The 23,887-nt window shown below is 69.3% G+C and carries 24 protein-coding genes; 13 read left to right on the forward strand and 11 right to left on the reverse strand.

The window, feature by feature from the left end; genetic code table 11:
* Positions 1 to 3 precede the first annotated feature (3 nt).
* Complete coding sequence (locus U3653_RS20850; RefSeq protein ID WP_195078412.1) at positions 4 to 888, forward strand: TIGR03619 family F420-dependent LLM class oxidoreductase; 885 nt, start codon at positions 4 to 6, stop codon at positions 886 to 888.
* Positions 889 to 916: 28 nt separating this feature from the next.
* Positions 917 to 1,333 carry a nuclear transport factor 2 family protein gene (locus U3653_RS20855; RefSeq protein WP_195078108.1) on the forward strand — a complete coding sequence of 139 codons (417 nt, stop codon included), beginning with the start codon at positions 917 to 919 and terminating at the stop codon, positions 1,331 to 1,333.
* Between the two features lie 54 nt (positions 1,334 to 1,387).
* Here the strand turns inward: U3653_RS20855 and U3653_RS20860 are convergent, their stop codons facing one another.
* On the reverse strand, positions 1,388 to 2,689 hold the full coding sequence (locus U3653_RS20860; protein WP_323124115.1) for a cytochrome P450: 1,302 nt from the start codon (positions 2,687 to 2,689) through the stop codon (positions 1,388 to 1,390).
* 101 nt (positions 2,690 to 2,790) lie between these two features.
* Here U3653_RS20860 and U3653_RS20865 point away from each other — a divergent pair, with 101 nt between their 5' ends.
* Positions 2,791 to 3,954: a steroid 3-ketoacyl-CoA thiolase gene (locus tag U3653_RS20865; protein WP_195078106.1), complete on the forward strand. Its 1,164-nt coding sequence runs from the start codon at positions 2,791 to 2,793 to the stop codon at positions 3,952 to 3,954.
* 359 nt (positions 3,955 to 4,313) lie between these two features.
* Entirely contained in the window at positions 4,314 to 4,730 is a 417-nt protein-coding gene (locus tag U3653_RS20870; RefSeq protein WP_011207048.1) for a helix-turn-helix domain-containing protein, read from the forward strand.
* A gap of 288 nt (positions 4,731 to 5,018) precedes the next feature.
* Here U3653_RS20870 and U3653_RS20875 read toward each other — a convergent pair whose 3' ends face one another.
* The 5 genes from U3653_RS20875 to U3653_RS20895 form a co-directional block, all read right to left on the reverse strand.
* Entirely contained in the window at positions 5,019 to 6,017 is a 999-nt protein-coding gene (locus tag U3653_RS20875) for a hypothetical protein (protein WP_195078105.1), read from the reverse strand.
* Positions 6,014 to 6,523 (reverse strand): ImmA/IrrE family metallo-endopeptidase, encoded by a 510-nt coding sequence (locus tag U3653_RS20880; RefSeq protein WP_435406575.1) that lies wholly within the window; start codon positions 6,521 to 6,523, stop codon positions 6,014 to 6,016. The genes U3653_RS20875 and U3653_RS20880 overlap by 4 nt, the downstream gene beginning before the upstream one ends.
* Before the next feature lie 2 nt (positions 6,524 to 6,525).
* On the reverse strand, positions 6,526 to 6,900 hold the full coding sequence (locus U3653_RS20885) for a hypothetical protein (protein ID WP_195078103.1): 375 nt from the start codon (positions 6,898 to 6,900) through the stop codon (positions 6,526 to 6,528).
* A 1,101-nt stretch (positions 6,901 to 8,001) separates the two neighbouring features.
* Positions 8,002 to 8,913 carry an SDR family oxidoreductase gene (locus tag U3653_RS20890; protein WP_195078102.1) on the reverse strand — a complete coding sequence of 304 codons (912 nt, stop codon included), beginning with the start codon at positions 8,911 to 8,913 and terminating at the stop codon, positions 8,002 to 8,004.
* 28 nt (positions 8,914 to 8,941) lie between these two features.
* A complete protein-coding gene (locus tag U3653_RS20895; RefSeq protein WP_195078101.1) occupies positions 8,942 to 9,724 on the reverse strand; it encodes an SDR family oxidoreductase in 783 nt (260 codons plus the stop codon).
* 62 nt (positions 9,725 to 9,786) lie between these two features.
* Between U3653_RS20895 and U3653_RS20900 the strand changes: the two genes are divergently transcribed.
* The 5 genes from U3653_RS20900 (at position 9,787) to U3653_RS20920 (ending at position 14,062) form a co-directional block, all read left to right on the forward strand.
* Positions 9,787 to 10,551 (forward strand): enoyl-CoA hydratase family protein, encoded by a 765-nt coding sequence (locus tag U3653_RS20900; RefSeq protein WP_195078100.1) that lies wholly within the window; start codon positions 9,787 to 9,789, stop codon positions 10,549 to 10,551.
* A 13-nt stretch (positions 10,552 to 10,564) separates the two neighbouring features.
* Entirely contained in the window at positions 10,565 to 11,440 is an 876-nt protein-coding gene (locus U3653_RS20905) for a CoA transferase subunit A (protein WP_195078099.1), read from the forward strand.
* A complete protein-coding gene (locus U3653_RS20910) occupies positions 11,440 to 12,198 on the forward strand; it encodes a CoA-transferase subunit beta (protein WP_195078098.1) in 759 nt (252 codons plus the stop codon). Before U3653_RS20905 ends, U3653_RS20910 begins: the two co-directional genes overlap by 1 nt.
* Positions 12,195 to 13,289, forward strand: coding sequence for an NAD(P)H-dependent flavin oxidoreductase (locus U3653_RS20915; protein ID WP_195078097.1), 1,095 nt, complete (start codon positions 12,195 to 12,197; stop codon positions 13,287 to 13,289). The genes U3653_RS20910 and U3653_RS20915 overlap by 4 nt, the downstream gene beginning before the upstream one ends.
* Positions 13,290 to 13,600: 311 nt before the next feature.
* Positions 13,601 to 14,062 carry a YbhB/YbcL family Raf kinase inhibitor-like protein gene (locus U3653_RS20920; protein ID WP_195078096.1) on the forward strand — a complete coding sequence of 154 codons (462 nt, stop codon included), beginning with the start codon at positions 13,601 to 13,603 and terminating at the stop codon, positions 14,060 to 14,062.
* A 183-nt stretch (positions 14,063 to 14,245) separates the two neighbouring features.
* On the opposite strand, the gene U3653_RS20925 is transcribed toward U3653_RS20920, so the two are convergent.
* The 5 genes from U3653_RS20925 to U3653_RS20945 all read right to left on the reverse strand — a co-directional run bounded on the left by U3653_RS20925 (position 14,246) and on the right by U3653_RS20945 (position 19,086).
* Entirely contained in the window at positions 14,246 to 15,439 is a 1,194-nt protein-coding gene (locus U3653_RS20925) for an acetyl-CoA C-acetyltransferase (protein ID WP_435406576.1), read from the reverse strand.
* Between the two features lie 10 nt (positions 15,440 to 15,449).
* A complete protein-coding gene (locus U3653_RS20930) occupies positions 15,450 to 16,058 on the reverse strand; it encodes a TetR/AcrR family transcriptional regulator (protein ID WP_039794829.1) in 609 nt (202 codons plus the stop codon).
* A gap of 45 nt (positions 16,059 to 16,103) precedes the next feature.
* Positions 16,104 to 16,877, reverse strand: coding sequence for a hypothetical protein (locus tag U3653_RS20935; protein ID WP_323124114.1), 774 nt, complete (start codon positions 16,875 to 16,877; stop codon positions 16,104 to 16,106).
* 197 nt (positions 16,878 to 17,074) lie between these two features.
* Complete coding sequence (locus U3653_RS20940) at positions 17,075 to 17,872, reverse strand: SDR family oxidoreductase (RefSeq protein ID WP_195078095.1); 798 nt, start codon at positions 17,870 to 17,872, stop codon at positions 17,075 to 17,077.
* A complete protein-coding gene (locus U3653_RS20945; protein ID WP_195078094.1) occupies positions 17,869 to 19,086 on the reverse strand; it encodes an acyl-CoA dehydrogenase family protein in 1,218 nt (405 codons plus the stop codon). The genes U3653_RS20940 and U3653_RS20945 overlap by 4 nt, the downstream gene beginning before the upstream one ends.
* Before the next feature lie 75 nt (positions 19,087 to 19,161).
* Here U3653_RS20945 and U3653_RS20950 point away from each other — a divergent pair, with 75 nt between their 5' ends.
* Genes U3653_RS20950 through U3653_RS20965 form a run of 4 tightly spaced genes read left to right on the forward strand, consistent with a single transcriptional unit; the run spans position 19,162 to position 23,781 of the window.
* Complete coding sequence (locus U3653_RS20950) at positions 19,162 to 20,712, forward strand: FadD3 family acyl-CoA ligase (RefSeq protein WP_323124113.1); 1,551 nt, start codon at positions 19,162 to 19,164, stop codon at positions 20,710 to 20,712.
* A complete protein-coding gene (locus tag U3653_RS20955; RefSeq protein WP_195078093.1) occupies positions 20,712 to 21,617 on the forward strand; it encodes an enoyl-CoA hydratase in 906 nt (301 codons plus the stop codon). Before U3653_RS20950 ends, U3653_RS20955 begins: the two co-directional genes overlap by 1 nt.
* Complete coding sequence (locus tag U3653_RS20960) at positions 21,617 to 22,759, forward strand: acyl-CoA dehydrogenase family protein (RefSeq protein WP_195078092.1); 1,143 nt, start codon at positions 21,617 to 21,619, stop codon at positions 22,757 to 22,759. The genes U3653_RS20955 and U3653_RS20960 overlap by 1 nt, the downstream gene beginning before the upstream one ends.
* Positions 22,756 to 23,781, forward strand: a complete 1,026-nt coding sequence (locus U3653_RS20965; RefSeq protein WP_195078091.1) for an acyl-CoA dehydrogenase family protein — start codon at positions 22,756 to 22,758, stop codon at positions 23,779 to 23,781. The genes U3653_RS20960 and U3653_RS20965 overlap by 4 nt, the downstream gene beginning before the upstream one ends.
* Positions 23,782 to 23,887 lie beyond the last annotated feature (106 nt).

Genomic DNA, 23,887 nt, shown 5'->3' on the forward strand with positions numbered 1-23,887 from the left:
GCGCTGAAGTTCACCGTCGGCATCGCGCTGAGTCCGCTGGACCAGCTGACCGAACTGGCGAAGACCGCCGAAGAGTGCGGTTTCTCGTCGATCGCGCTGCCGGACTCACTGTTCTACATGAAGTCGGCGTCGGCGAAGTACCCCTACACCCCGGACGGCAGCAGGTTCTGGGGGCCGGACACCCCGTGGGTCGATCCGCTTATCGGCGCGACCGCCATGGCGGCCGTCACCAGCCGTATCCGCTTCTACACCAACGTGCTGAAGCTGGGCTCGCGCAACCCGCTGCTGCTGGCCCGGCAGGTCGGCTCGGTGGCCAACCTGTCGGGCAACCGCTTCGGTTTCGGCGTCGGAATCGGTTGGGCGCCGGAGGAATTCGAGTGGTGCGGCGTGCCGTTCGCACGCCGCGGCGCGCGGGTGGACGAGATGATCGAAGTGATCAAACTGGTGCTCGCCGGCGGCATGGTCGAGTACCACGGCGAGTTCTTCGACTTCGATCCGCTCCAGATGAGTCCGGCCCCGAGCGAGCCGGTGCCGTTCTACATCGGCGGACACACCGAGGCGGCGCTGCGCCGCGCCGCACGGGTGGGCGACGGCTGGACCTCGGCCATGATGACCTACGACGAACTGCGGAACACCATCGGCAAGCTCGCCGCGCTGCGTTCGGAGTACGGCCGCGCCGACGAGCCCTTCGAGATCCAGGCGGTGTGCGTCGATCGCTTCGGCCGGTCCGGCTATCAAGATCTCGCGGACGCGGGCGTCACCGACGCGATCGTGGTGCCCTGGCTGGCCGACGGCATCGGATTCGACGGCGAACTGGCCGCCAAGCAGGACTCGCTGCGCAAGTTCGCCCAGCAGTACATCGCCGAACCCGTCCTCGCCGCGCGGTGAGGCCCGTCAACCGGTCGAGGGAGGCCGTATGACCACCACCGAACATCCGGCCCGCGCCGCGGGCCTCGCCTCGCAGGCCGCGGTGCGCGCCCGGGACAAGCAGGCCTGGGTCGCCCTGTTCGCCGAGGACGGCGTCGTGGAGGACCCCATCGGCCCGTCGGGCTTCGACCCGGAGGGCAAGGGCCACCGCGGCACCGAGGCCATCGCCGCGTTCTGGGACAAGGCGATCGCGAAGACCGATCTGATCGAATTCCTCTTCGGAGACTCGTTCGCCTGCGGCCGCGAGGTCGCCTTCACCGGCACGATCCGCAGCACCATCGGCGGGCACCTGATCGACGCCGACGGCGTGTTCACCTACCGGGTGAACGAGGAGGGCAAGATCGCCGCACTGCGGGCATTCTGGGAGGTCGATCGCGCCATGAAGACCGCGCGGCCGATCGGCTGACTCGGTACCGGACGAAAAGGCCCTCGCACCGAAGTGCGAGGACCTTTCTATGTCTCAGTGCGCCACCGGGCAGGTCTTGTAGTCGACCGGGAACTCCTTGATCCCGTTGAGCCAGCCCGAACGCAACCGCTTGGGGTCGGCGACCTTGGTGATGTCGGGCAGGTGGTCGGCGATGGCATTGAAGATCAGGTCGATCTCCAGCCGGGCCAGGTTCGCCCCGATGCAGAAGTGCGCGCCGGTGCCGCCGAAGGCCAGGTGCGGGTTGTCCTTGCGCATGATGTCGAACTTCTCCGGGTGGTCGAAGACCTCCTCGTCGAAGTTGGCCGAGCGGTACAGCATGACCACGCGCTGGCCCTTCTTGATCTGGACGCCGCCGAGTTCGGTGTCCTCCAGCGCGGTGCGCTGGAACGAGGTGACCGGGGTGGCCCACCGGATGATCTCGTCGGCGGCCGTGGCGGGGCGTTCCTTCTTGAACAGCTCCCACTGGTCCGGGTTCTCCAGGAACGCGATCATGCCGTGTGAGATGGCGTTGCGCGTGGTCTCGTTGCCCGCGACGGCGAGCATGATCACGAAGAAGCCGAACTCCTCCTCGGTGAGCTTGTCCCCGTCGACATCGGCCTCGATCAGCGTGGTGACGATGTCGTCGGCCGGGCACTGCTTGCGCGCGGCCGCCATCTGGTAGGCGTAGCCCAGGATCTCCGCCGACGCCGCGACCGGGTCGGCCGTGCTCTCCGGGTCGTCGTAGCCGGTCATGTCGTTGGACCAGGAGAAGACCTTCATCCGGTCTTCCTGCGGCACGCCGATCAGCTCGGCGATGGCCTGCAACGGCAGTTCGCAGGCGATCTGGGTCACGAAGTCCCCCGAGCCCGACTCGGCCGCCGCCTTCACGATCGATTCGGCGCGGGCCGACAGCTCCGCGCGCAGGCCGTTGATGGCACGCGGGGTGAAGCCGCGCGAGATGATCTTGCGCAGCTTGGTGTGCTCCGGCGCGTCCATGTTCAGCAGGACGATCCGCTGCAGCTCGATCTGCTCGCGGGCGATGTCGTCGTTGAACCGCGGGATGGCGGTGTTCTCGAAACTGGAGAACACGTCGCTGCGCCGCGAGACCTCTTTGACGTCGGCGTGCTTGCTGACCACCCAGAAGCCGTCGTCGTGGAAGCCGCTGACGTCAGGGGACTGCGGATTCCACCAGATCGGCGCGGTCCGGCGCAGTTCGGCGAACTCCTCGACCGGAACACGCTCGGCGTAGATGTCCGGGTCCGTGACGTCGAACCCGTCCGGGAGATTCGGCCGGGCATTCCGAGTGTCTACCACCAGATGTCTCCTTCGACAAACTGAAACACGTTCTATAATCATTGAAGCACAGGCGCGAGAACGAGGAAAGAAACCGGACAGATCTGCCTCTGGCAAGTGCTATGAACGCGTTTCAGTTTTCTGTCCCAAGGGAAAGGTTGGACATGGGCACACCGGTGATCGTCGAGGCCGCACGGACCCCGATCGGCAAGCGCGGCGGCTGGCTGTCGGGCCTGCACGCGGCCGAACTGCTCGGCGCGGCCCAGCGCGGGGTGCTCGAGCGCGCGCACCTGGACCCCGCGCAGGTCGAGCAGGTCATCGGCGGCTGCGTCACCCAGGCGGGCGAGCAGTCCAACAACGTCACCCGGGTGGCATGGCTGCACGCGGGCCTGCCGTGGCAGGTCGGCGCCACCACGATCGACACCCAGTGCGGTTCCGCGCAGCAGGCCAACCACCTCATCGCGGGCCTGATCGCGGCCGGCGCCATCGACATCGGCATGGCCTGCGGCGTGGAGGCGATGAGCCGGGTTCCCCTGGGCGCCAACGTCGGCGAGCACGCCGGGCCGCGCAGGCCCGCGTCGTGGAACATCGACCTGCCCAACCAGTTCGAGGCGGCGGAGCGAATCGCCAAGCGGCGCGGCATCACTCGTGCGGACGTGGACGCGTTCGGCGCGCGCTCGCAGCGGCTGGCCGGCCAGGCGTGGGCGGAAGGCCGGTTCGATCGCGAGGTGCTCACCGTCACCGCTCCCGCGGTCGACAAGGAAGGCAATCCCACCGGCGAAAAACTCGACGTGACACGGGATCAGGGCCTGCGCGAGACCACCGTCGAGGGCCTGGCGAAGCTGAAGCCGGTGCTGGAGGGCGGCGTGCACACCGCCGGGTCGTCCTCGCAGATCTCCGACGGCGCCGCCGCGGTGCTGCTGATGGACGAGAAGGCCGCGCAGCGTGCGGGTTTGCGACCGCGGGCACGGATCGTCACACAGGCGGCGGTCGGCGCGGAGCCGGAGTTCCACCTCGACGGCCCCGTGCAGGCGTGCACCAGGCTGCTGGAACGGTCCGGCATGAATATCGGCGACATCGACCTTTTCGAGATCAACGAAGCGTTCGCCTCGGTTGCACTTTCCTGGGCTTCTGTACACCAACCTGACATGGATCGGGTTAATGTCAACGGTGGCGCCATCGCCCTGGGGCATCCGGTCGGCTCGACCGGATCACGCCTCATCACAACGGCTTTGCACGAACTGGAGCGCTCCGACCGCAGCACCGCAATGGTTCTCATGTGCGCCGGTGGCGCACTCGCGACAGGAACGATCATCGAACGTTTGTGACTTCAACCATTTCATGCGCGTTGGTTGAACGTTCATCCCCCACGGGCGCAAACGTGTCGTACGCCACACAAACCCATGTACGGCCGAGTTCATGAGATGTCAGCTATCTTGCGGCTATCAAGACCCCTTGCGGCGAGACCGCAGCGACGGGCCAGAACCGGTTCGTACCGCGGCTTCTCGAGAGGCCTTGGGGTGACCCGCAAACGCGACCGTCCCAGTACCTTCGCCGCCTTCCGACCTAGAAGCTTCAAGGAAATCCGGAATCAGGCGTAGGTTTTCAGTTACTGAGCCGCTAATATCAATGATACGTATCCGAGATAACGACTGTTAGTACAGCGAAGGGAATTGGGCGGCTCACAATGGCTGATTTCGCGGCGCGGCTGAACAAGCTGTTCGAAACCGTGCATCCCCCGGGGCGTAAGCCGCACACCAACGCGGAGGTTGCGGCAGCGCTGACGGCCTCCGGACATCCGATCTCGAAACCGTACCTGTCGCAGTTGCGGTCGGGACAGCGGACGAACCCGTCCGATGAGACGGTGGCCGCCCTGGCGAAGTTCTTCAAAGTCAAGCCGGACTACTTCTTCAACGACATCTACGCCGCCAAGATCGATCACGATCTGGAGCTGCTGTCCCAGCTGCAGGGCTACGGACTGCGACGGCTGTCGAGTAGAGCGTTCGACTTGTCCGAAGAATCACAGAATCTGCTCACCTCCATGGCGGAGAAGTTGCGGGCAAGCGAGGGCTTGCCCGAAATTCCTCCGGATGGAACCGAATAGGTTCATCTGCACGGCAGCACAGTGCGACCCACCGGGTCGCACTGTGCTGTGTTATGCGCGCGTAAGCGGGCGAAGCACACAACCGGCGCGTGGTCGCCCCCAGAGAAATTGGGGCGTGACCGCGCGCCGGTTAGTGCCGCGCCACCGATGGTGTACTTACATATGCACTTTCGGCGGGGTTCGCCGACGGCCGTTCGCAGCGAAGAGGATTCCCGGTCCAACCGGTCTGTCCGAATAGTCCGATCGACCGGCTATTGCGCCCGATTGATCGCATTCGCGCGAAGTCGATCAATTTCGAGCGGAGCCGGGCGCGGTTGTCCGATAGGCGCGTGCGACGGCCTGCACCCAGCCGCGCGGACTAATCCCCTCCGGCGGAGCAATCCACCGCGCGTCCACCGCGGCCGCCCCCGCGGGATCGCGCGCCCACCGGGCCACCCGATCGGCCCGGTCCGCCACCGAAGCGGGCGGCGCAGCGAGTTCCGCCAGCACGAGGCCGCCGCCGGACTGCAGATACAGCGCGTCGATGATCTGCGCCACCTGGTCGGAAGCCCTCAACTGCGTGGAGAATCCGCTCTGTTCGTGCGCGACCACCTCGGGAAAACGACCGACCATGGTCCGATGCAGCGGGCGGATCCGGCGCAGCAGCAGCCGCGCGCGCACCCAGAGTTCCACCACGATCCACACCGCGCCCAGCGCGATGACCAGGCTCGCGACCGCCCGAGCGGGCCAGGCCCAGCCCGGATCGCCGGGCACGACGCGCGGCGCGTGCCGAATGCGGTCCACGGCCAGCACCGCGATCACCGCCGTGCCCGCCGTATACAGCGCGATGCCGCGGCCGAGCGCTGTCCAGTCCAGGTTGCGCAGACCGGTGACGACGACGAACGCGCACCCTGCGGCCACCACCGCCCAGCCGAGTGTGAACGACCAGGCCAGCGTGAGCACGACCGCGCACAGGCCGACGCCGTGGATCGCCAGGGCGATTCGCCGCAGATGCCGCCGCGACACCACCGGCCAGGCCGCCGCTGCGACCACCGAGGTGGCCGTCGCGAACGCGATCCAGCTCGCGGTGGCGACGCCATCGGACAGCAGGCCCGCGTGCAGGCCCCTCGGCACGAGATGGTCCACGGCGAGCGCGATCTCGGGCACCGCGACGGTCGCGGCGAGCGCGACGGCGGCGACCGCGACGACGATGGCGACGCGGGCCGTGGTCGCCGGCTTGACCAGCACGCGCCCCACCCGCGCGCCGGCCGCCATCCAGACCAGCAGAGCTGTCGCCCACAGGATCATCCGAGCGCCTCGTCGAATCGAAGGACCGAGACGCCCGCGCCCCGGCTGTTGAACACGCGCAGTCTGGTCATCAGCATGGCGGCGAACGTCTCGGCTTCCCATTCGGCGAGCTCGTCCGTGCCGTCGTCGACGATCCGCTGATGGGCGCGCTGACTGAGCATGTAGGCGATCAGGTCGTCGCTCGCCTCCAGGGTCACTTCCGGTGCGGGCGCGCCTTCGTGGTCGAAAACGATGTGCCCCAGTTCGTGGGCGAGGGTGTGCTCGCGGCTCGGTAGCGTCTCGGCCAGCACGATCACGTCGCGGTCGGGATAGAACCTGCGCTGGCCGCAGACGCCGGGACCCAGTCTTGCGCTGGCGATCTCGATGTCGCGGCGGCGCTCGTCCGCGATCGCGCCGACCACTTCGTCCAGCGTTGTCGCGTCGAAGTCGGCCGCCACCGCGCACACCGCGTCGACGGCGGCGGCGACCCGGCGATAGGAACGCAGGTCATCGCGTATCCGGCTCACGCTCATCGACGGTCCCCTCCCGGCCTCGGGAAGAATTGGGCGCGGGCCGCGTCGATCCTGGCCTGCGTGGCCGCGGCGCTCCGGAAACTGATCACGCCGGACGCCGCGCCCGCGAGGGCGAACGCGATCAGTCCGCCGATCACCGGCAGCAGCTGCGGGGCGGGCAGATCGTCGGCGACGGCGGCCGGACGGACCGCAGGAAGGGAACCCGGCCCGCGCGCCTGTGGCGGGGCGGGGTCGGTGAGGTCGGGCAGGGGCGCGTCGAGTGGCGGAATCGACGGCGCGCCTACCGGTATCGGTGCGCGCCCTGGCGCCTCGCGAGCGGGAACCGATGGCACGGTTATCGGCGGGAGCGCGGGAGTGGGCGGAGCGGTCACTTGCGGAAGCGGAATCAACAACGGCAGAAGCGGACTCGCGGACCCGACGGCGGCCGAACCGATTGCCGCCGAACCCACCGCGGCGGAACCGGTTGCGGCCGAACCCACAGCCGCCGACCCGGTCGCCGCGGAACCGGTACCAGCAAGGACGGCTGAGCCGGTCCCCATTGCGGCGGAACCGGTTGCGGCCGAACCCACAGCCGCCGACCCGACCGCTGCCGAACCGGTGCCACTCAGGACCGCGGACCCGGTGCCCACCGCAGCCGAACCGAGCCCGAGGACAGCCGAACCGGTGCCCACCGCGGCCGAACCCAAGGCGGCAGAACCGGAGCCGAGCACCACACCAAGACCAGCGGAACCAGTGCCCAGCGCAGCCCCAAGACCAGCCGAACCAGTGCCCAGCGCGACCCCGAGACCAGCCGAACCAGTGCCCAGCGCAGCCCCAAGACCAGCCGAACCAGTGCCCAGCGCGACCCCGAGACCAGCCGAACCAGTGCCCAGCGCAGCCCCAAGACCAGCCGAACCAGTGCCCAGCGCAGCCCCGAGACCAGCCGAACCAGTGCCCAGCGCGACCCCAAGACCAGCCGAACCAGAACCCAGCGCAACACCCAGTCCAGCCGAACCGGAGCCGAGCACCAGGCCCAGACCGGCCGAACCGGTGCCGAGTGCGATCCCCGATCCCGCCGAACCGGTGCCGAGACCGGCCGTACTTGCCCCCGCCGGACCCGGCGCGGCGGTGCCGGTCCCCGTGGTCGGCCGTGCCGGGACCGTGCTGATCTTCGACGGCTGCCCCGGCACGGTCAGGGGAAACCAGGGATCGCCGCTGTCATAGGGCGGCGGAGCGGGATCCGCCACGCACGAGGGGCAGGAAGACGGCACGTCGGCGGAGGCAGGGCTGCCGAGCAGCGCGGAGCCGGCGACGGCGCCGGATGCCGCCAGCACACGGAATGCGCGACCTACCTCCATGCGCCGAGCCTTCCCCTCATCAGTCGAAGCGCAGTTCTGTGCCCGGTCGCCACTCTCACACGGGACTTCCCAAACGGACGGGTGCCCATACTAAACCCCGGTCCGCGAACGCGCCCCCGAAAGGGTCGAGGCCGGTCAGGCCCCGTACACGGGCTCCGGCGGAGTCGCTTTGGCGATCAGATCGGCCACGACCGGCCCGAGTTCTGCCGGATCCCAGCGGGCGCCGCGGTCGACGGGCACGCCGTGCCGCCATCCGTCGGCCAGCGCCACCTTGCCGCCCTCCACCTCGAACACCCGTCCGGTCACCGCCGCCGACTGCGCGCTGCCCAGCCACACGACCAGCGGAGACACGTTCTCCGGCGCCATCGCGTCGAAGCCGCTGTCGGGCTTGGCCATCATGTCCGCGAACACCGTCTCGGTCATCCTGGTGCGCGCGGACGGGGCGATCGCGTTCACCGTCACGCCGTAGCGGGCGAACTCGGCGGCGGCGGTCAGCGTCAGGCCCGCGATGCCCGCCTTGGCCGCGCCGTAGTTGCTCTGGCCGACGCTGCCCTGCAAACCGGCGCCGGAGCTGGTGTTGATGATCCGCCCGTCGACGGGACGGCCGGCCTTGGACTCCGCACGCCAGTATTCGATCGCGTGCCGCATGGTGGCGAAGTGGCCCTTCAAGTGCACGCGGATCACCGCGTCCCACTCGTCCTCGCCCAGGTTGACCAGCATCCGGTCGCGCACGAATCCGGCGTTGTTGACCAGCACGTCCAGCTTGCCGAAAGTATCGACGGCCTGGTGGACGAGCCTGCGGGCGCCTTCCCAGTCCGCCACGTCGTCACCGTTGGCCACCGCGCGGCCGCCCAGCGCCTCGATCTCGGCGACCACCTGCGCGGCGGGCGTTTCCGCGGTGGCCGCGCCGTCGAGGGTCGAACCGATGTCGTTGACCACGACGCTGGCGCCCGCCGCGGCGAAGGCGAGGGCGTGCGCGCGGCCGATGCCCCGGCCCGCGCCGGTGACGATGACGACGCGCCCGGCGCAGATCTGCTCGGTGTCCATATGTGTCCTTCTTCGTGTCCGGTCGTGTTCAGGACTGCTGGTCGGCGTTGGAGGCGGCGAGGAAGGCGGGCCGTTCGCCGCCGCCGTGCACCAGCAGGGTCGCGCCGCTGACGTAGTCGGCCAGCGGCGAGGCCAGGAAGACGGCGCAGCGGCCGACATCGTCGGGACGGGCCATGCGACCGAGCGGGATGGTCCGGCCCACCGCGTCGACGCCGTCCTGATCGCCGTAGTGCATTCGGCTCAACTCGGTGTCGACCGGCCCCACCACCAGCGAGTTCACCCGCACCTTCGGCGCCCACTCGACGGCGAGCGAGCCGGTGAGACTGTCCACGCCCGCTTTGGCCGCGCCGTAGGCGGCGGTGCCGGGCGACGGACGGTGCCCGCTGACGCTGGAAATGTTGACGATGGAGCCGCCCTCGTCCTGCCGCTGCATCACCGCGTTGGCGGCCTGCGCCAGCAGCAGCGGAGCGAGCAGGTTCAGCTCGACGATCTTGGCGTGGAAGTTCTTGCTCGCGTCGGCGGCGAGTGCGAAGGGAGCGCCGCCCGCGTTGTTGACCAGATGGTCGAGCCGGCCGTGACGCTCGGTGATCGTGTCGATCAGTGCGCGCACCGCGCCCTCGTCCCGCACATCGCACGGCACGAAGTCGATCGCGCGGCCGCAGGCTTCGACGGGCGCGTCGGCCGGTCGGCGCGCGCACGCCACGACGGTCGCGCCCGCGGCCAGGAACGCCTTGCTCACGCCCGCGCCGACACCGCGCACACCGCCCGTCACCAGAACGACGCGGCCGGACAGATCGATTTCGAGTGGCACCGTGCTAACCTACCAAGCAACTGCTTGCTTTGCCAATGCGTGCACACACGATGGGACTCGCCATGGGGATCAATCGCCACTCGGAATCGACCGGCATCAGCGTGGTCACGGTGGACTATCCGCCGGTCAACGCCATCCCGACGGACGGGTGGTTCACGATCGCCGATGAAGTGCGCGCGGCGGGCCGCGACCCGGACACCAAAGTGGTGGTGCTGCGCGCGGAGAACCGGGGCTTCAACGCGGGCGTCGATATCAAAGAGATCCAGAGCAAGCCGGGCCACCAAGCGCTGATCGACGCCAACCACGGCTGCTTCGAGGCGTTCGCGGCGGTGTACGAGTGCCAGGTGCCGGTGATCGCGGCGGTGCAGGGCTTCTGCCTGGGCGGTGGCATCGGCCTGGTCGGCAACGCGGACGTCGTGATCGCCTCCGACGACGCCACCTTCGGACTGCCCGAGGTCGACCGCGGCGCACTCGGCGCGGCGACCCACCTCGCACGGTTGGTCCCCCAGCACTTGATGCGGGCGCTGTTCTACACCGCGAGCACCATCACCGCACAGCAGCTGCACCACTACGGCTCGGTGTACCAGGTGGTGCCGCGCGCCGAACTCGACGCCGCCGCCTTGGAGCTGGCCAAGAACATCGCGGCCAAGGACGGCCGGGTGATCCGCGCGGCCAAGCGCGCGCTCAACGGCATCGATGTGCAGGATGTGCACCGCAGCTACCGGTACGAGCAGGGCTTCACCTTCGAACTCAACCTCGCCGGCGTCGCCGACGAGATCCGCGCCCGGTTCGACGACGATCTCGCGGCGCGCAAGAGCGGGCAGTAGAGAGGAACCACCCATGCGAGACAAGCGGATGTCGCTCGACGAGGTCGTCGGCGGGTTGCGCAGCGGGATGACCATCGGCATCGGCGGCTGGGGGTCGCGGCGCAAGCCGATGGCGCTGGTGCGGGCCATCCTGCGTTCGGACATCACCGACCTGACCGTGGTGAGCTACGGCGGCCCCGACCTCGGGCTGCTGTGCTCGGCGGGGAGGGTGCGCAAGGCGTACTACGGCTTCGTGTCGCTGGATTCGCCGCCGTTCTACGACCCGTGGTTCGCCAAGGCCCGCACCTCCGGCGCGCTGGTCGCCCGCGAGATGGACGAGGGCATGCTCAAGTGCGGGCTGGAGGCGGCCGCGGCGCGGCTGCCGTTCCTGCCGATCCGCGCCGGGCTCGGCTCCGACGTCCCGAACTTCTGGGAGGGCGAGCTGAAGACGGTCGAATCGCCCTATCCCGTGGACGGCACGCCGGAGACCCTGATCGCCATGCCCGCGCTGAATCTGGACGCGGCGCTGGTGCACCTGAACCTCGGCGACGCGCACGGCAACGCCGCCTACACCGGCGTCGATCCCTATTTCGACGATCTGTTCTGCCTGGCGGCGCAGCGCCGCTACGTCTCGGTCGAGCGCGTGGTGGAGACCGACGAACTGGTGAAAACCGTTCCGCTGCAGGCGCTGCTGCTCAGCCGCATGATGGTGGACGGCGTGGTCGAGGCCCCCGGCGGCGCGCACTTCACCCTGGCCGCCGACGACTACGGCCGGGACGAGAAGTTCCAGAAGCACTACGTCGAGTCCGCGAAAACGCCGGAGGCGTGGCAGCGGTTCGCCGACACCTATCTGGCCGGCTCGGAGGAGCAGTACCAGGCCGCCGTCCGCCGATTCGCCGAGGAGGCGTGATGACCAGCACCGAAACCGTCACCCGCGCCGAGATCTGCGCCGTCGCCTGCGCGGAGATCTTCAGTGGCGCGGGCGAGATCATGGCCAGCCCCATGTCGCCGATGTCCATCATCGGCGCGCGGTTGGCCAAACTCACCACCGAACCGGATCTGCTGCTGTCCGACGGCGAGGCGCTGCTGTTCGCCGAGACTCCCCCGCTGGGCGGGAAAGCGCCGATCGAAGGCTGGATTCCGTTCCGGAAGGTCTTCGACGTGGTGGCCTCCGGACGCAGGCACGTGGTGATGGGCGCCAACCAGATCGACCGGTTCGGCAACCAGAACCTCTCGGCCTTCGGCTCGTTGCGGCAGCCGACCCGCCAGATGTTCGGTGTGCGCGGCGCGCCGGGCAACACGATCAACCACGCCACCAGCTACTGGGTCGCCCGGCACACCAAGCGGGTGTTCACCGACCAGGTGGACATCGTCTCCGGGGTGGGATACGACAAGGTCGACGCGGCCAACCCGGCATACCGCTTCCACCACCTGCACCGCGTGGTGACCAATCTGGGCGTTTTCGATTTCGAAGGCCCCGATCACACCATGCGCGTCCGCAGCCTGCATCCCGGCGTCACCGCCGAGGAAGTCGCGGAGAACACCTCCTTCGAGATCGCCGGGCTCGCCGAAGCGGCCGAGACCCGGCAGCCGACGGCCGAGGAGCTGCGGTTGATCCGGGAAGTGCTCGACCCCAGGAAGATTCGCGAAACCGAGGTCCCGTCATGAGCCCGCGCTTGCGTACCCCGCTGACCGATCTGGTCGGCATCGAACACCCGATCGTGCAGACCGGCATGGGCTGGGTCGCGGGCCCGAGCCTGGTGTCGGCCACCGCCGAAGCAGGTGGACTCGGCATCCTCGCCTCGGCCACCATGACCTTCGCCGAACTCGAGGCGGCCATCGCGAAGACCAAGGCGCACACCGCGAAACCGTTCGGCGTGAACATCCGAGCCGACGCGGCGGACGCGCCGGAGCGGATCGATCTGCTGATCCGGGAGAAGGTGGCGGTCGCGTCGTTCGCGCTCGCCCCCAAGCAGGACTTGATCGCGAAGCTGAAAGATGCGGGCGTGGTGGTCATCCCGTCGATCGGCGCGGCCAAGCACGCGGTCAAAGTTGCCTCGTGGGGCGCGGACGCGGTGATCGTGCAGGGCGGCGAGGGCGGCGGGCACACCGGCCCGGTCGCCACCACCCTGCTGCTGCCCTCGGTGCTGGACGCGGTGGACATTCCCGTGGTCGCGGCCGGCGGGTTCTTCGACGGGCGTGGCCTGGCCGCAGCGCTGGCCTACGGCGCGGCCGGCGTCGCGATGGGCACCCGGTTCCTGCTCACTCGGGAGAGCACCGTCCCCGACGCGGTCAAGCAGGAGTACCTGCGCCGACAGCTCCAGGACACGGTGGTGTCGCTCAAGGTCGACGGCATGCCGCACCGCGTGCTGAACACCGAACTGGTGCAGCGGCTGGAACATTCGGGCCGCTGGCGCGGCCTCACCGCGGCGGTGGGCAACGCGGCCCGGTTCAAGAGCATGACCGGCATGAAGTGGTCCACCATGATCCGCGACGGCCTGGCCATGCGGAAGACCAAGGATCTCACCTGGTCGCAGGTCGTCATGGCCGCGAACACGCCGATGCTCCTGCGCGCCGGATTGGTCGAGGGCAACACCGAGGCGGGCGTCCTCGCGGCGGGACAGGTCACGGGGATCATCGACGATCTGCCCACGTGCAAGGAGCTGATCGATCGGATCGTCACCGACGCGGTGGAGCGGATCGAGACGATCGCGGCGCTTTCCGAGCACGAGCAGTCCGCGGGGACGGGGTCGAACTGAGGGATGGCGGCCGCCGGTTCAGCCTGGGCCGCCTTACCCGTTCGAATCGAAATGACCGCCGCGTCGGGACGACGGCCCGCATATCCCGCCGCGCGGGCCGTGAAATAGCCGATTTCGCGACGGCTGTAGCCTAGCGGCAGCGATAACGGCAGATTCGCTCATTGCCTGGATGGTCCCGCAATGTCGTCTTACGCTGGACTGACAACGACATAACGGGGTTCGCCTGTCGATCGCCATATTGCGCCAGCCCGTCCTGCGACAGACGAACCGTCGGACTCGATCACCATCCCTCGACTCGAGCGGAGGCCGCGATGCCCGCGACGAACGAGATCTCCGTGCGCAGTAGCGCTTTCGACCATGGCGACCCGATCCCGGTGGTCTACACCTGCAAAGGCAGGAACGAACCGCCGCCGCTGAACTGGACGACTCCCCCGGAAGCCGCCACGTCGGCGTTGATCGTGGACGACCCGGACGCCCCGAGCGGCCTGTTCGCCCATTGGGTGGTCAGCAATATTCCGCCGAGGACCACGTCCACCGCGGAGGGCGAGACACCCGCGGGCGGGGTGGTCAGCCTGAACAGCGCTGAGCGCGCCGAATACTTCGGACCGTGCCCACCCGCGGGCACCGGCGTCCACCATTACCGATTCATCGTCTACGCGCTCTCACATCCCGTGAAAGTGGACGCGCGAACATCAGCCAGCGACGCGAGGTCCGCGATCGTCGACGCGAGCATGGGAGACGGCCAGCTCATCGGTACCTACACCGTCGACTAACTGGATCACCCACCAGCCGAGGGTCAGGCACCGCCTGACGCCTCATCGAGTGGCACATGACGGAGGGCCTACTCGCGGTTCGCCGCAGCCATGTGCCACTCGGGTCGCAGGTTCAGATACGACTGACCCGACGACGCGCGAACGGCACGCCGGACTCGCCGGCGTGCCGTTCGTCCACGCCGGTCAGCGCGGCAGGCGCTCGATGATGGTCACGTTGGCGGTGCCGCCGCCCTCGCAGATGGTGAGCAGGCCGTAGCGGCCCTCGATCCGATCGAGCTCGTTGAGCAGCGTCGCGAAGAGCTTCGCTCCGGTCGCGCCGAGCGGGTGGCCCAGCGCGATGGCGCCGCCGTTGACGTTGACCTTCTCCGGGTCGGCTCCGGTCTCCTTCAGCCAGGCCAGCACCACCGGCGCGAACGCCTCGTTGATCTCGACAACGTCGATGTCGTCGATGGTGAGACCGGCCTTCTCCAGCGCCCATTTCGTCGCCGGGATCGGCGCGGTGAGCATGTAGATCGGGTCCGCGCCCCGCGCGCTCACGTGGTGGATGCGCGCTCGCGGGGTCAGGCCGTACTCCTGCACCGCCCAATCGGAAGCGAGCAGGGTGGCGCTGGCGCCGTCGGAGATCTGGCTGGCCACCGCGGCGGTCAGCGGGCTGCCCTCGGCCAGCGCGGGCAGCGAAGCCATCTTCTCCAGGCTGGTCTCGCGCGGGCCCTGGTCGATCCAGAAATCGCCGACCGGCACGATCTCCTTGTCGAAGCGGCCGTTCTTGATCGCGTCGCGGGCGCGCTCGTGGCTGCGCAGCGCCCAGCGCTCCATGTCCTCGCGGCTGATGTCCCACTTCTCGGCGATCAGCTGCGCAGCGCGGAACTGCGTCACCTCGCCGGTGCCGTAGCGGTGGTCCCAGCCCTGCGATCCGACGAACGGCGAGTCGAAGCCGTACTCCTTGCCCGCGAACATGGCCGCGGAGATCGGGATCGCGCTCATGTTCTGCACGCCGCCGGCGACGATCAGCTCGGCGGTGCCGCTCATGATGGCTTGGGCGCCGAAATTGATGGCCTGCTGGCTGGATCCGCACTGCCGGTCCACGGTGACGCCGGGCACCTCTTCGGGATAGCCCGCGGCCAGCCACATGGTGCGGCCGATATTGCCCGCCTGCGGGCCGACGTTGTCGACGCAGCCGACGATGACGTCGTCGACATTTCCCGGGTCGATCGGGTTGCGGTCCAGCAGGCCGCGCAGCGCGGCCGCACCCAGATCGGCCGGGTGCACGCCCGCCAGCGCGCCGCCGCGCTTGCCGACCGGGGTGCGTACCGCGTCGATCACGTAGGCGTCCCGCAGCGGGGCATACGGACGACGGGACGCGGAAGGTGCTGACATGTAAGGACTCCTACGTGGTGCGCGCGCCGGCGGTGAGCCCGTCGAGCACGATGGTCAGGTACTGCTTCGCGAGGTTCTCGACGGTGACCGGGCCGCCGGGGCGGTACCACCGCACCGCGACCCACACCGTGTCACGCAGGAACCGGTAGGCCAGTTCGACATCCAGCTCCGGCCGGAAGCTGCCGTCCTGGACGCCGTTGGTCAGCACCCGGTGCCACAGCTCGCGGAATTCGCGGTTGTACGCGGCGATGTAGGTGAACCGCTCCGAGTCGCGCAGTCGCTTCGCCTCGGCCTGGTAGATCGCCACCGCGGCGTGCCAGCGGTCGAACGACTCGTAGGACGCGAGCACCAAGGCTTCCAAGGTATCTCGCGAACTCAGTCCGGAGGCCACGATCTCCCGATAGCGGCCGAACAGCTCGTCGAGGAACCCGCGCAGGATCTCGTCCACCATCGACTCCTTGGAATCGAAGTGGTGATAGAGGCTCCCGGAGAGGATCCCGGCCGCGTCGGCGATGTCGCGCACTGTGGTGGCGCGCAATCCCCGCTCGGCGAACAATTCGGCCGCCAAGGCGAGCAACTCGCTGCGCCGTGCTGATTTCGAGGCGTCTGGTGCGGGCACACGGCCATCATACAACCAAGCATTTGCTTGGTCGAGGGGCCCCGCTCAACGCGCCGAGTAGCGCAGCGGCGAGGAGACCGAGAGATCGGCGAGCAGGCGATCGCAGATGATCACCGGCGACACGCCCGCCCGCGCCATCCTGGCGACGAGCGCGAGACGACGTTCGCAACTGTCCCACTCGACGGTGAGCTGCCCGCGGCCGGGACCGGCGTCCACCGTGGCCATCACCCGTGGCGGACCGCCGCGCACCGGCTCCTCGCTCAGCTTGAGCACCATGCCGCGCTGCCAGGCGTGGTAGGTGTCCATATCAGCCCCGATCACCAGTTTGTCGGTGGCCGCGCACAGGCCCTGCGCGATCTCGTCGGCGAAGGTCACCTGGTCGAAGCGGAATTTCCGGCATTTCGCGACCACGGCGAGCAGATCGGCGCGCACCTCGCACAGCAGCGCCGTCTGACGCTGCCTGCGCTGCTCCTGTTCGCTCTCCGTGCCGTCGGCGCTGAGGCCGATGCGCCGGGCGCGCTCGCGATCGCGCGCCAGATCGGCCCGCAGCGCGCCGCGCGGATCACGGGCGACTTCGCCCTCGTCGACGGCGTGCTGCTGGAGAATCCGCGTGGCGGCCGTGGCGACCGCGCTTTCGGAGGTGTGCTCGATGAGTTCGGCGCCGAGGGTGAGCGCGGAGAGGACGAGGCTGTCGAGCCGTCGCCTGGCCAGTACGACTTCGCGCACCACATCGAGTTCCAGTTGTTCGCGGGCAGGTGGGCGATCCAGGCCCATAGCCATCGCCCCCTTGAAGAGCGCTGATCCGATCTCATCCAGCATGGCACACCGCGGTGTGCCTCGGCTCGGCCTTTTCGACCTGATCAGCCGCCCATTTCACCCGGCGGGCGCGATGCGAGAAGGCGATCGCAATAGGGCGCGGAAGATCGCGCCGGGCGTGGCGCGCGAGCGGCTGCTCGGTGGTCGCCAGGGTTGCTCGTCCGCCCGCGCGGAGCGGACGAGCCCGGAATGCTTCCCGCTCAGGCGCGTTGGCTGCTGATCGAGACCACCTCGCCGGTGAGGTAGGTGGTGTAGTCGCTGGCCAGCATGGCGATCGTCGCGGCGACCTCCCACGGTTCGGCCGCGCGGCCGAACGCCTCGCGCTCGGAGAGCCGGTCGAGCAGTTCGGTGGAGCTGACCTTGTCCAGGAACGCGTGCCTGGCGATGCTCGGGGCCACCGCGTTGATCCGGACGCCGAGTTCGGCGGCCTCGATCGCGCTGCACCTGGTCAGCGCCATGACGCCCGCCTTCGCCGCCGCGTAGTGCGCCTGGCCGTATTGCGCACGCCAGCCGAGCACGCTGGCGTTGTTCACGATCACCCCGCCGTGGCCCGCGTCGCGGAAATAACCGAGAGCGGCCCTGGTGCAGCGGAAGGTGCCGTTGAGGGTGATGTCGAGGACGCGGTCCCACTGCTCGTCGGTCATGTCGACCACGGGCGTCTCCCCGCCCAGACCGGCGTTGTTGACCATGATGTCGATCCGGCCGATGGCCTCTGCGGCGCCGCGGACCAGCGCGTTCACCTGTTCGGTGCTCTGCACGTCGCACGGGATCGATGCGACCCGCCGGTCCGGGAACTCCGCGGCCAGCTCGGTCGCGGTCTCCGCCAGCCGCCGCTCGTGCCAGTCGGAGACCACCACGTCCGCGCCCTCGGCCAGCAGCCTGCGCGCGGTGGCCGAGCCGATGCCCGTACCGGCCGCCGCGGTGATCACGGCCGAACGCCCGGTCAGCAGGCCGTGCCCGGCGACGGGCGCGGGGGGGACCGACAGCGGCCCCGTCACGGGCGGGCCTCGCGCGGCAGGCCGAGCACCCGCTCGGCGATGATGTTGCGCTGCACTTCGTTCGAACCTCCGTAGATGGTGTCGGCGCGGGTGAACAGATACAGCCGCTGCCATTCGTTGAGATCGTCCTCGCCCGCCACCAGGCCGCGAGCGCCGAGCACGGCCATCGCCAGCTCCCCCAGGCCGCGATGCCAGTTGGCCCACAGCAGTTTCGCCACCGAGGCCTGGCCCGCGCCGTCGTCCACGTCCGCGCCCTCCATCGTGCGCATGGCGTGCGCGCGCAGCACCCGCAGTCCGACCCAGGCCCGGTCGATCCGGTCGGCGATCAGCGGGTCGCCGGCCGCGCCGGTGCGGCGGGCCAAGGCCTCGATGTCGGCCAGTTCCCGCGCGAAACGGATCTGCTGGCCCAGGGTGGAGATGCCGCGCTCGAAGGTGAGCGTGCCCATGGCGATCCGCCAGCCGTCGCCCGGCTCGCCGACCACCAGGTCGGCCGCGGTGCGGGCGTCGTCGAAGAAGACTTCGTTGAATTCCGAGGTGCCGGTCAGCTGGATGATCGGGCGCACGTCGATGCCCGGCTGCTTCATCGGGACCAGCAGGTAGGACAGGCCCTTGTGCCTGGTGGAGCCGCGCTCGGTGCGGGCGACGACGAAGCACCAGTCCGCCACGTGGGCCAGCGAGGTCCAGATCTTCTGCCCGTTGATCGACCACTCGTCGCCGTCCAGGTGCGCCGCGGTGGTGATGGCGGCCAGGTCGGAGCCCGCGCCGGGTTCCGAATAGCCCTGGCACCACAGTTCGCTGACATTGCGGATGCCGGGCAGGAACCGGTCCTTCTGCGCCTGGGTGCCGAACGCGAGCAGGGTCGGGCCGAGCAGTTCCTCGCCGACGTGCGAGACCCGCGCCGGCGCGTTCGCCTTGGCGTATTCCTCGTGGAAGATCACCTGCTGTCGCACCGTGGCCTCGCGGCCGCCGTACTCCTTCGGCCAGCCGAGACAGGTCCACCCGGCTGCGGCCAAGTGGCGGTCCCAGGCCAGGCGTTCGTCGAACGCCTCGTGTTCGCGGCCTGGGCCGCCGAGGCCGCGCAACGAGCGGAATTCACCGCTGAGGTTCTCCTCCAGCCACTCGCGCACTTCGGCGGCGAATCGCTCGTCCTGCGCGGCGGAAAACCGCCCGTCCGGAGCGGCGGTGTCGGATTCTGAGGTCTGGATCGCACCCACGCCGGTAGGATAACCTACCAAGCACTTGCTTTGTAGAGTGCACGCATAACTCGCTCGCGGACGGTAAGGACAACCGTGACAACCCCTGCTCAGACCACACCGATGGCACTGCGCCACGCCGCTCGGACCTTCGGCGAAGCCCCAGCGATCGCCGACGGCCCGGTGCGGCTGAACTGGACCCAGTTGCTCGGCGCGGTCCAGGAAGTGGCGCGGGCGCTCATCGCACGCGGGGTGCGCACGGGCGACCGCGTGGCCATGTGGGCGCCCAATACCCACCACTGGGTGATCGCTGCGCTGGCCGCGCACTACGCGGGCGCGGCGCTGGTGCCGCTGAACACCCGCTATGTGGCCGACGAGGCCGCCGACGTGCTCGGCCGGGTGAACGCGAAGGCCCTGTTCATCGCGGGGCCCTTCCTCGGCCGCGACCGGCTGGCCGAACTGCGCACATCCGCGCCCGATCTGGCCATCGACACGGTGGTGGTGATCCCGGTGGAAGGCACCCAGAACACCGACATCGCCGCGCTGGACTGGTCGGAACTCGCGACCGTCGCCGCGCCGGTCACCGTGGCCGACGCCGAGGAACGCGCCGAGTCGGTCGGCCCCGACGACATCTCCGACATCCTGTTCACCTCCGGCACCACCGGCCGCAGCAAGGGCACGCTGGTCGCGCACCGGCAGGCGCTGTCGGTGGTCCGGGCCTGGGCCGAGTGCGCCACCTTGCGCGGCGACGACCGGTATCTGGTGGTGAACCCGTTCTTCCACAACTTCGGCTACAAAGCGGGCATCCTCGCCTGCCTGGTCACGGGGGCCACGATCATCCCGCAGGCCGTTTTCGACGTGCCGGAGACTATGCGGTTGATCGGCGCGGAGCGGGTCACCGTGCTGCCCGGTCCGCCGACGATCTATCAGACGATCCTGGATTTCCCGCGCCGCGCCGAATTCGATCTGAGCTCGCTGCGGGTGGCCGTCACCGGAGCGGCGACCGTGCCGGTGGTGCTGATCGAGCGGATGCGCTCGGAACTGGCCTTCGACGTCGTCATCACCGCATACGGCCTGTCCGAGAGCGCGGGTTTCGGCACCATGTGCCGCGCCGACGACGACGCCGAGACCATCGCGAACACCTGCGGCAGGCCGATCGCGGATTTCGAGCTGCGCCTCGGCGAAGCGGGCGAGGTCCTGCTGCGGGGGCCGAACGTGATGCTCGGCTACCTCGACGACCCGGACAGCACCGCGGAGACGATCGACGCCGACGGCTGGCTGCACACCGGCGACATCGGCACGATCGACGACCGCGGGTACCTGAAGATCACCGACCGGCTCAAGGACATGTACATCTCCGGCGGCTTCAACGTCTACCCCGCCGAGGTCGAACAGGCGCTGGCCCGGCTGGACGGCGTGGCCGAGTCGGCGGTCATCGGCGTGCCCGACACCAGGATGGGCGAGGTGGGCAAGGCGTACGTGGTGCGCAAGCCCGGCTCCGGCCTCACCGAGGACCAGGTGCTCGCCCACGCCACCGCCGTGCTGGCCAATTTCAAGGTGCCGCGGTTCGTCGAATTCCGCGACCAGCTGCCCTACAGCGCCGCCGGGAAAGTGCTCAAGCGTCAACTACGTGAGGAGAAGTCGTAATGTCGGAACCGGCAACCCCGGACCAGGGTCCGGCGATCCCGGACGAGGGTGAGGTCGTCACCTACGAGCGGCGCGGGCGCGTCGCGATCGTCACGCTGAACCGGCCGGACTACCGCAACGCGCAGAACTCGGTGATGACCTACGCCCTCGACGCCGCGTTCGAGCGCGCCGTGGAGGACTCGGAGGTCGGCGTGATCGTGCTCGCGGGCAACGGCAAACACTTCAGCGCGGGCCACGACATCGGCACGCCCGGCCGCGACCACCACGTGCGGTACCAGAACAAGGCCGCGCTGTGGTGGGACCACGTGGACCGGGCCGGCGGCGATCAGCGCTTCGCCCGCGAGCTCGAGGTCTACCTCGGGATGTGCAGGCGCTGGCGGGAGATTCCCAAGCCGACCATCGCCATGGTGCAGGGCGCCTGCATCGCGGGCGGGCTCATGCTGGCCTGGGTGTGCGATCTGATCATCGCCTCCGACGACGCGTTCTTCTCCGATCCCGTGGTGCGCATGGGCATTCCCGGCGTCGAGTACTTCGCGCACCCGTGGGTGATGGGTCCGCGCGCGGCCAAGGAGTTCCTGTTCACCGGCGATCGGTTCGGCGCCGCGCAGGCCAAGGAATGGGGCATGGTCAACCGGGTGGTGCCGCGCGCCGACCTGGAGACCGAGACGCTGGCGCTGGCCGAGAAGATCGCCACCATGCCGCAATTCGGCCTCGCGCTGACGAAGAAGGCGGTCAATCAGGCCGAGGACCTGATGGGCATGCGGTCGGGCATGGACTCGGTCTTCGGCCTGCACCACTTCGCCCACGCGCACAACGCCGAAGTCGGCGCCGACTCCCTCGGCGGCATGAACGCCAAGTCGATGAAGGCATCGGCGAGCACCGCAGAACAGAACGGAACGACCTAGTGGATCTGGATCTCGACCAGGCGGCCCAGCAATTCCAGCGGGAGGTCCGCGAATTCCTGGCCGCGAACAAACCGGCGAAACCGCTGCCGTCCATGGACACCAAGGCGGGCTTCGAGGCGCACCGCGCGTGGGAGCGCACCCTCGCCGAGGCCAGGCTCTCGGTGGTGGCCTGGCCGGATGAGTTCGGCGGCCGCAATGCCTCGCTGCTGGAATGGGTGCTGTTCGAGCAGGAGTACTACGCGGCGGGCGCGCCGGGGCGGGTCAGCCAGAACGGCATCTTCCTGCTGGCGCCGACGCTTTTCGAACACGGCACCCCCGAACAGCTGGAACGGATCATGCCGCGGATGGCGCGCGGCGACGACATCTGGGCGCAGGCGTGGTCGGAACCGGAAGCGGGCAGCGACCTGGCCGGTATCCGCTCGACCGCCAAGCGCACCAACGGCGGCTGGCTGCTGAGCGGACAGAAGACATGGAGTTCGCGCGCCGCCTTCGCCGACTGGGCATTCGGGTTGTTCCGCAGCGACCCCGAGGCCGAGCGGCACAAGGGCCTCACCTATGTCATGTTCCCACTGACCGCCGACGGGGTGTCGGTGCGTCCGATCCCGCAGCTGGACGGGGAGCCGGGCTTCGCGGAGATCTTCCTCGACGAGGTGTTCGTGCCCGACCGCGACGTGATCGGCGCGCCCGGCGAGGGCTGGCGCGTGGCGATGAGCACCTCGAGCAACGAACGCGGCCTCTCCCTGCGCAGCCCTGGCCGATTCAGCGCCACCGCGCGGCGGCTGATCGAGCTGTGGCGCGAGGAAGGCGATCCGGACAACACCGCGCAGCGCGACGCGGTGGTGGACGCCTGGATCGGCAGCGAGGCCTACCGGCTGCACACCTTCGGCACGGTCACCCGGCTCAACGAAGGCGGCAAGCTGGGCGCGGAATCCTCGATCACCAAGGTGTTCTGGTCGGAGCTGGACATCGCCATGCACGAGACCGCGCTCGAAGTGCTCGGTCCGGCGGCGGAACGTTCCGGGCCGTGGACCGACGGTTACCTGTTCGCGCTGTCGGGGCCGATCTACGCCGGCACCAACGAGATCCAGCGCAACATCATCGCCGAGCGGCTGCTCGGACTACCGAGAGGAAGCGGCCGATGAGATTCGCGCTCAGCCCCGAACAACTCGATTTCGGCGCCAGCCTGCGCAAACTGCTGGAGGCGGGCCGCGCGCCCTCCGCCGTGCGCGCGTGGGCGTCCGGCGACAGCGGGCCTGGTCGGGCGTTGATCCGGCAACTGGCCGAAGCCGGTGTGCTGGGTCTGGCCGTCGCGGAGGAACACGGCGGCATCGGCGCCGAACCGATCGATCTGGTCGTGGCGTTCCAGGAGATCGGGCGGGCGGCCGTGCCGGGTCCGCTGGTGGAGACCGCCGCCGCGATTCCTGCGCTGTTGCAGGCGCTTGCGGACCAGGGCCCGGCCGCGCGGCTGCTACCCGGCTTCGTGGAGGGCACGGCGCTGGGCACCGTCGCGTTCGAGTCACCCGGCCACAGCGGCGTCGCGCTGGACGCCGACGCCGCCGATGTGGTGCTGGTGGCCGGTGCGGACCTGGTGTCCACCGGGCACCGCACCGGCCTGGTGCGATCGGTCGACCCCGCCCGTCGCCTGTTCACGGTCGCCGCGGACGCGACCGTCGTCGAGGGTGACCAGGTCGGCGCGGCCGTGGCCGCCGGTTTCGACACCGGCGCGCTGGCATGCGCGGCCCAGTTGCTCGGCGCGGGCAAGGCACTGCTGCACTCGTCCACGGAATACGCCAAGCAGCGCAAGCAATTCGGTAAGCCGATCGGCGAGTTCCAAGCCGTGAAGCAGAAGCTGGCCGACGTGCTCATCGCGCTGGACCTGGCCGAGCCCCTGCTCTACCGCGCCGCGCTCACCATGGCCGGACCCACCCGCGGACGGGACGTCTCGGCCGCCGTCATCGCCTGCGGCGACGCCGCCTATCGCGCGGCCCGCACCGCGCTCCAAGTCCACGGCGCGATCGGCTACACCGCCGAGTACGACCTGTCGCTGTGGCTGACCAAGGTGACCGCGCTGCGTTCGGCCTGGGGCACACCGGACCTGCATCGCGCCCGGATCGCCCGGGCGCTGCGGGAAGACGCCGAACCCGCCCCGCGAGGCCTCGCATGAGCGGTCAGGCCCGCAGGCGGCAGCGAAGCGTAACCACGCAGGGCCCCGCTCATGCGACAAACCAACACAGCATGAGCGGTCAGGCCCGGAGGCGGCAGCGCAGCGT

It is taken from the genome of Nocardia implantans (genome assembly GCF_035544775.1).
In the GTDB taxonomy this organism is placed as follows: domain Bacteria; phylum Actinomycetota; class Actinomycetes; order Mycobacteriales; family Mycobacteriaceae; genus Nocardia; species Nocardia implantans.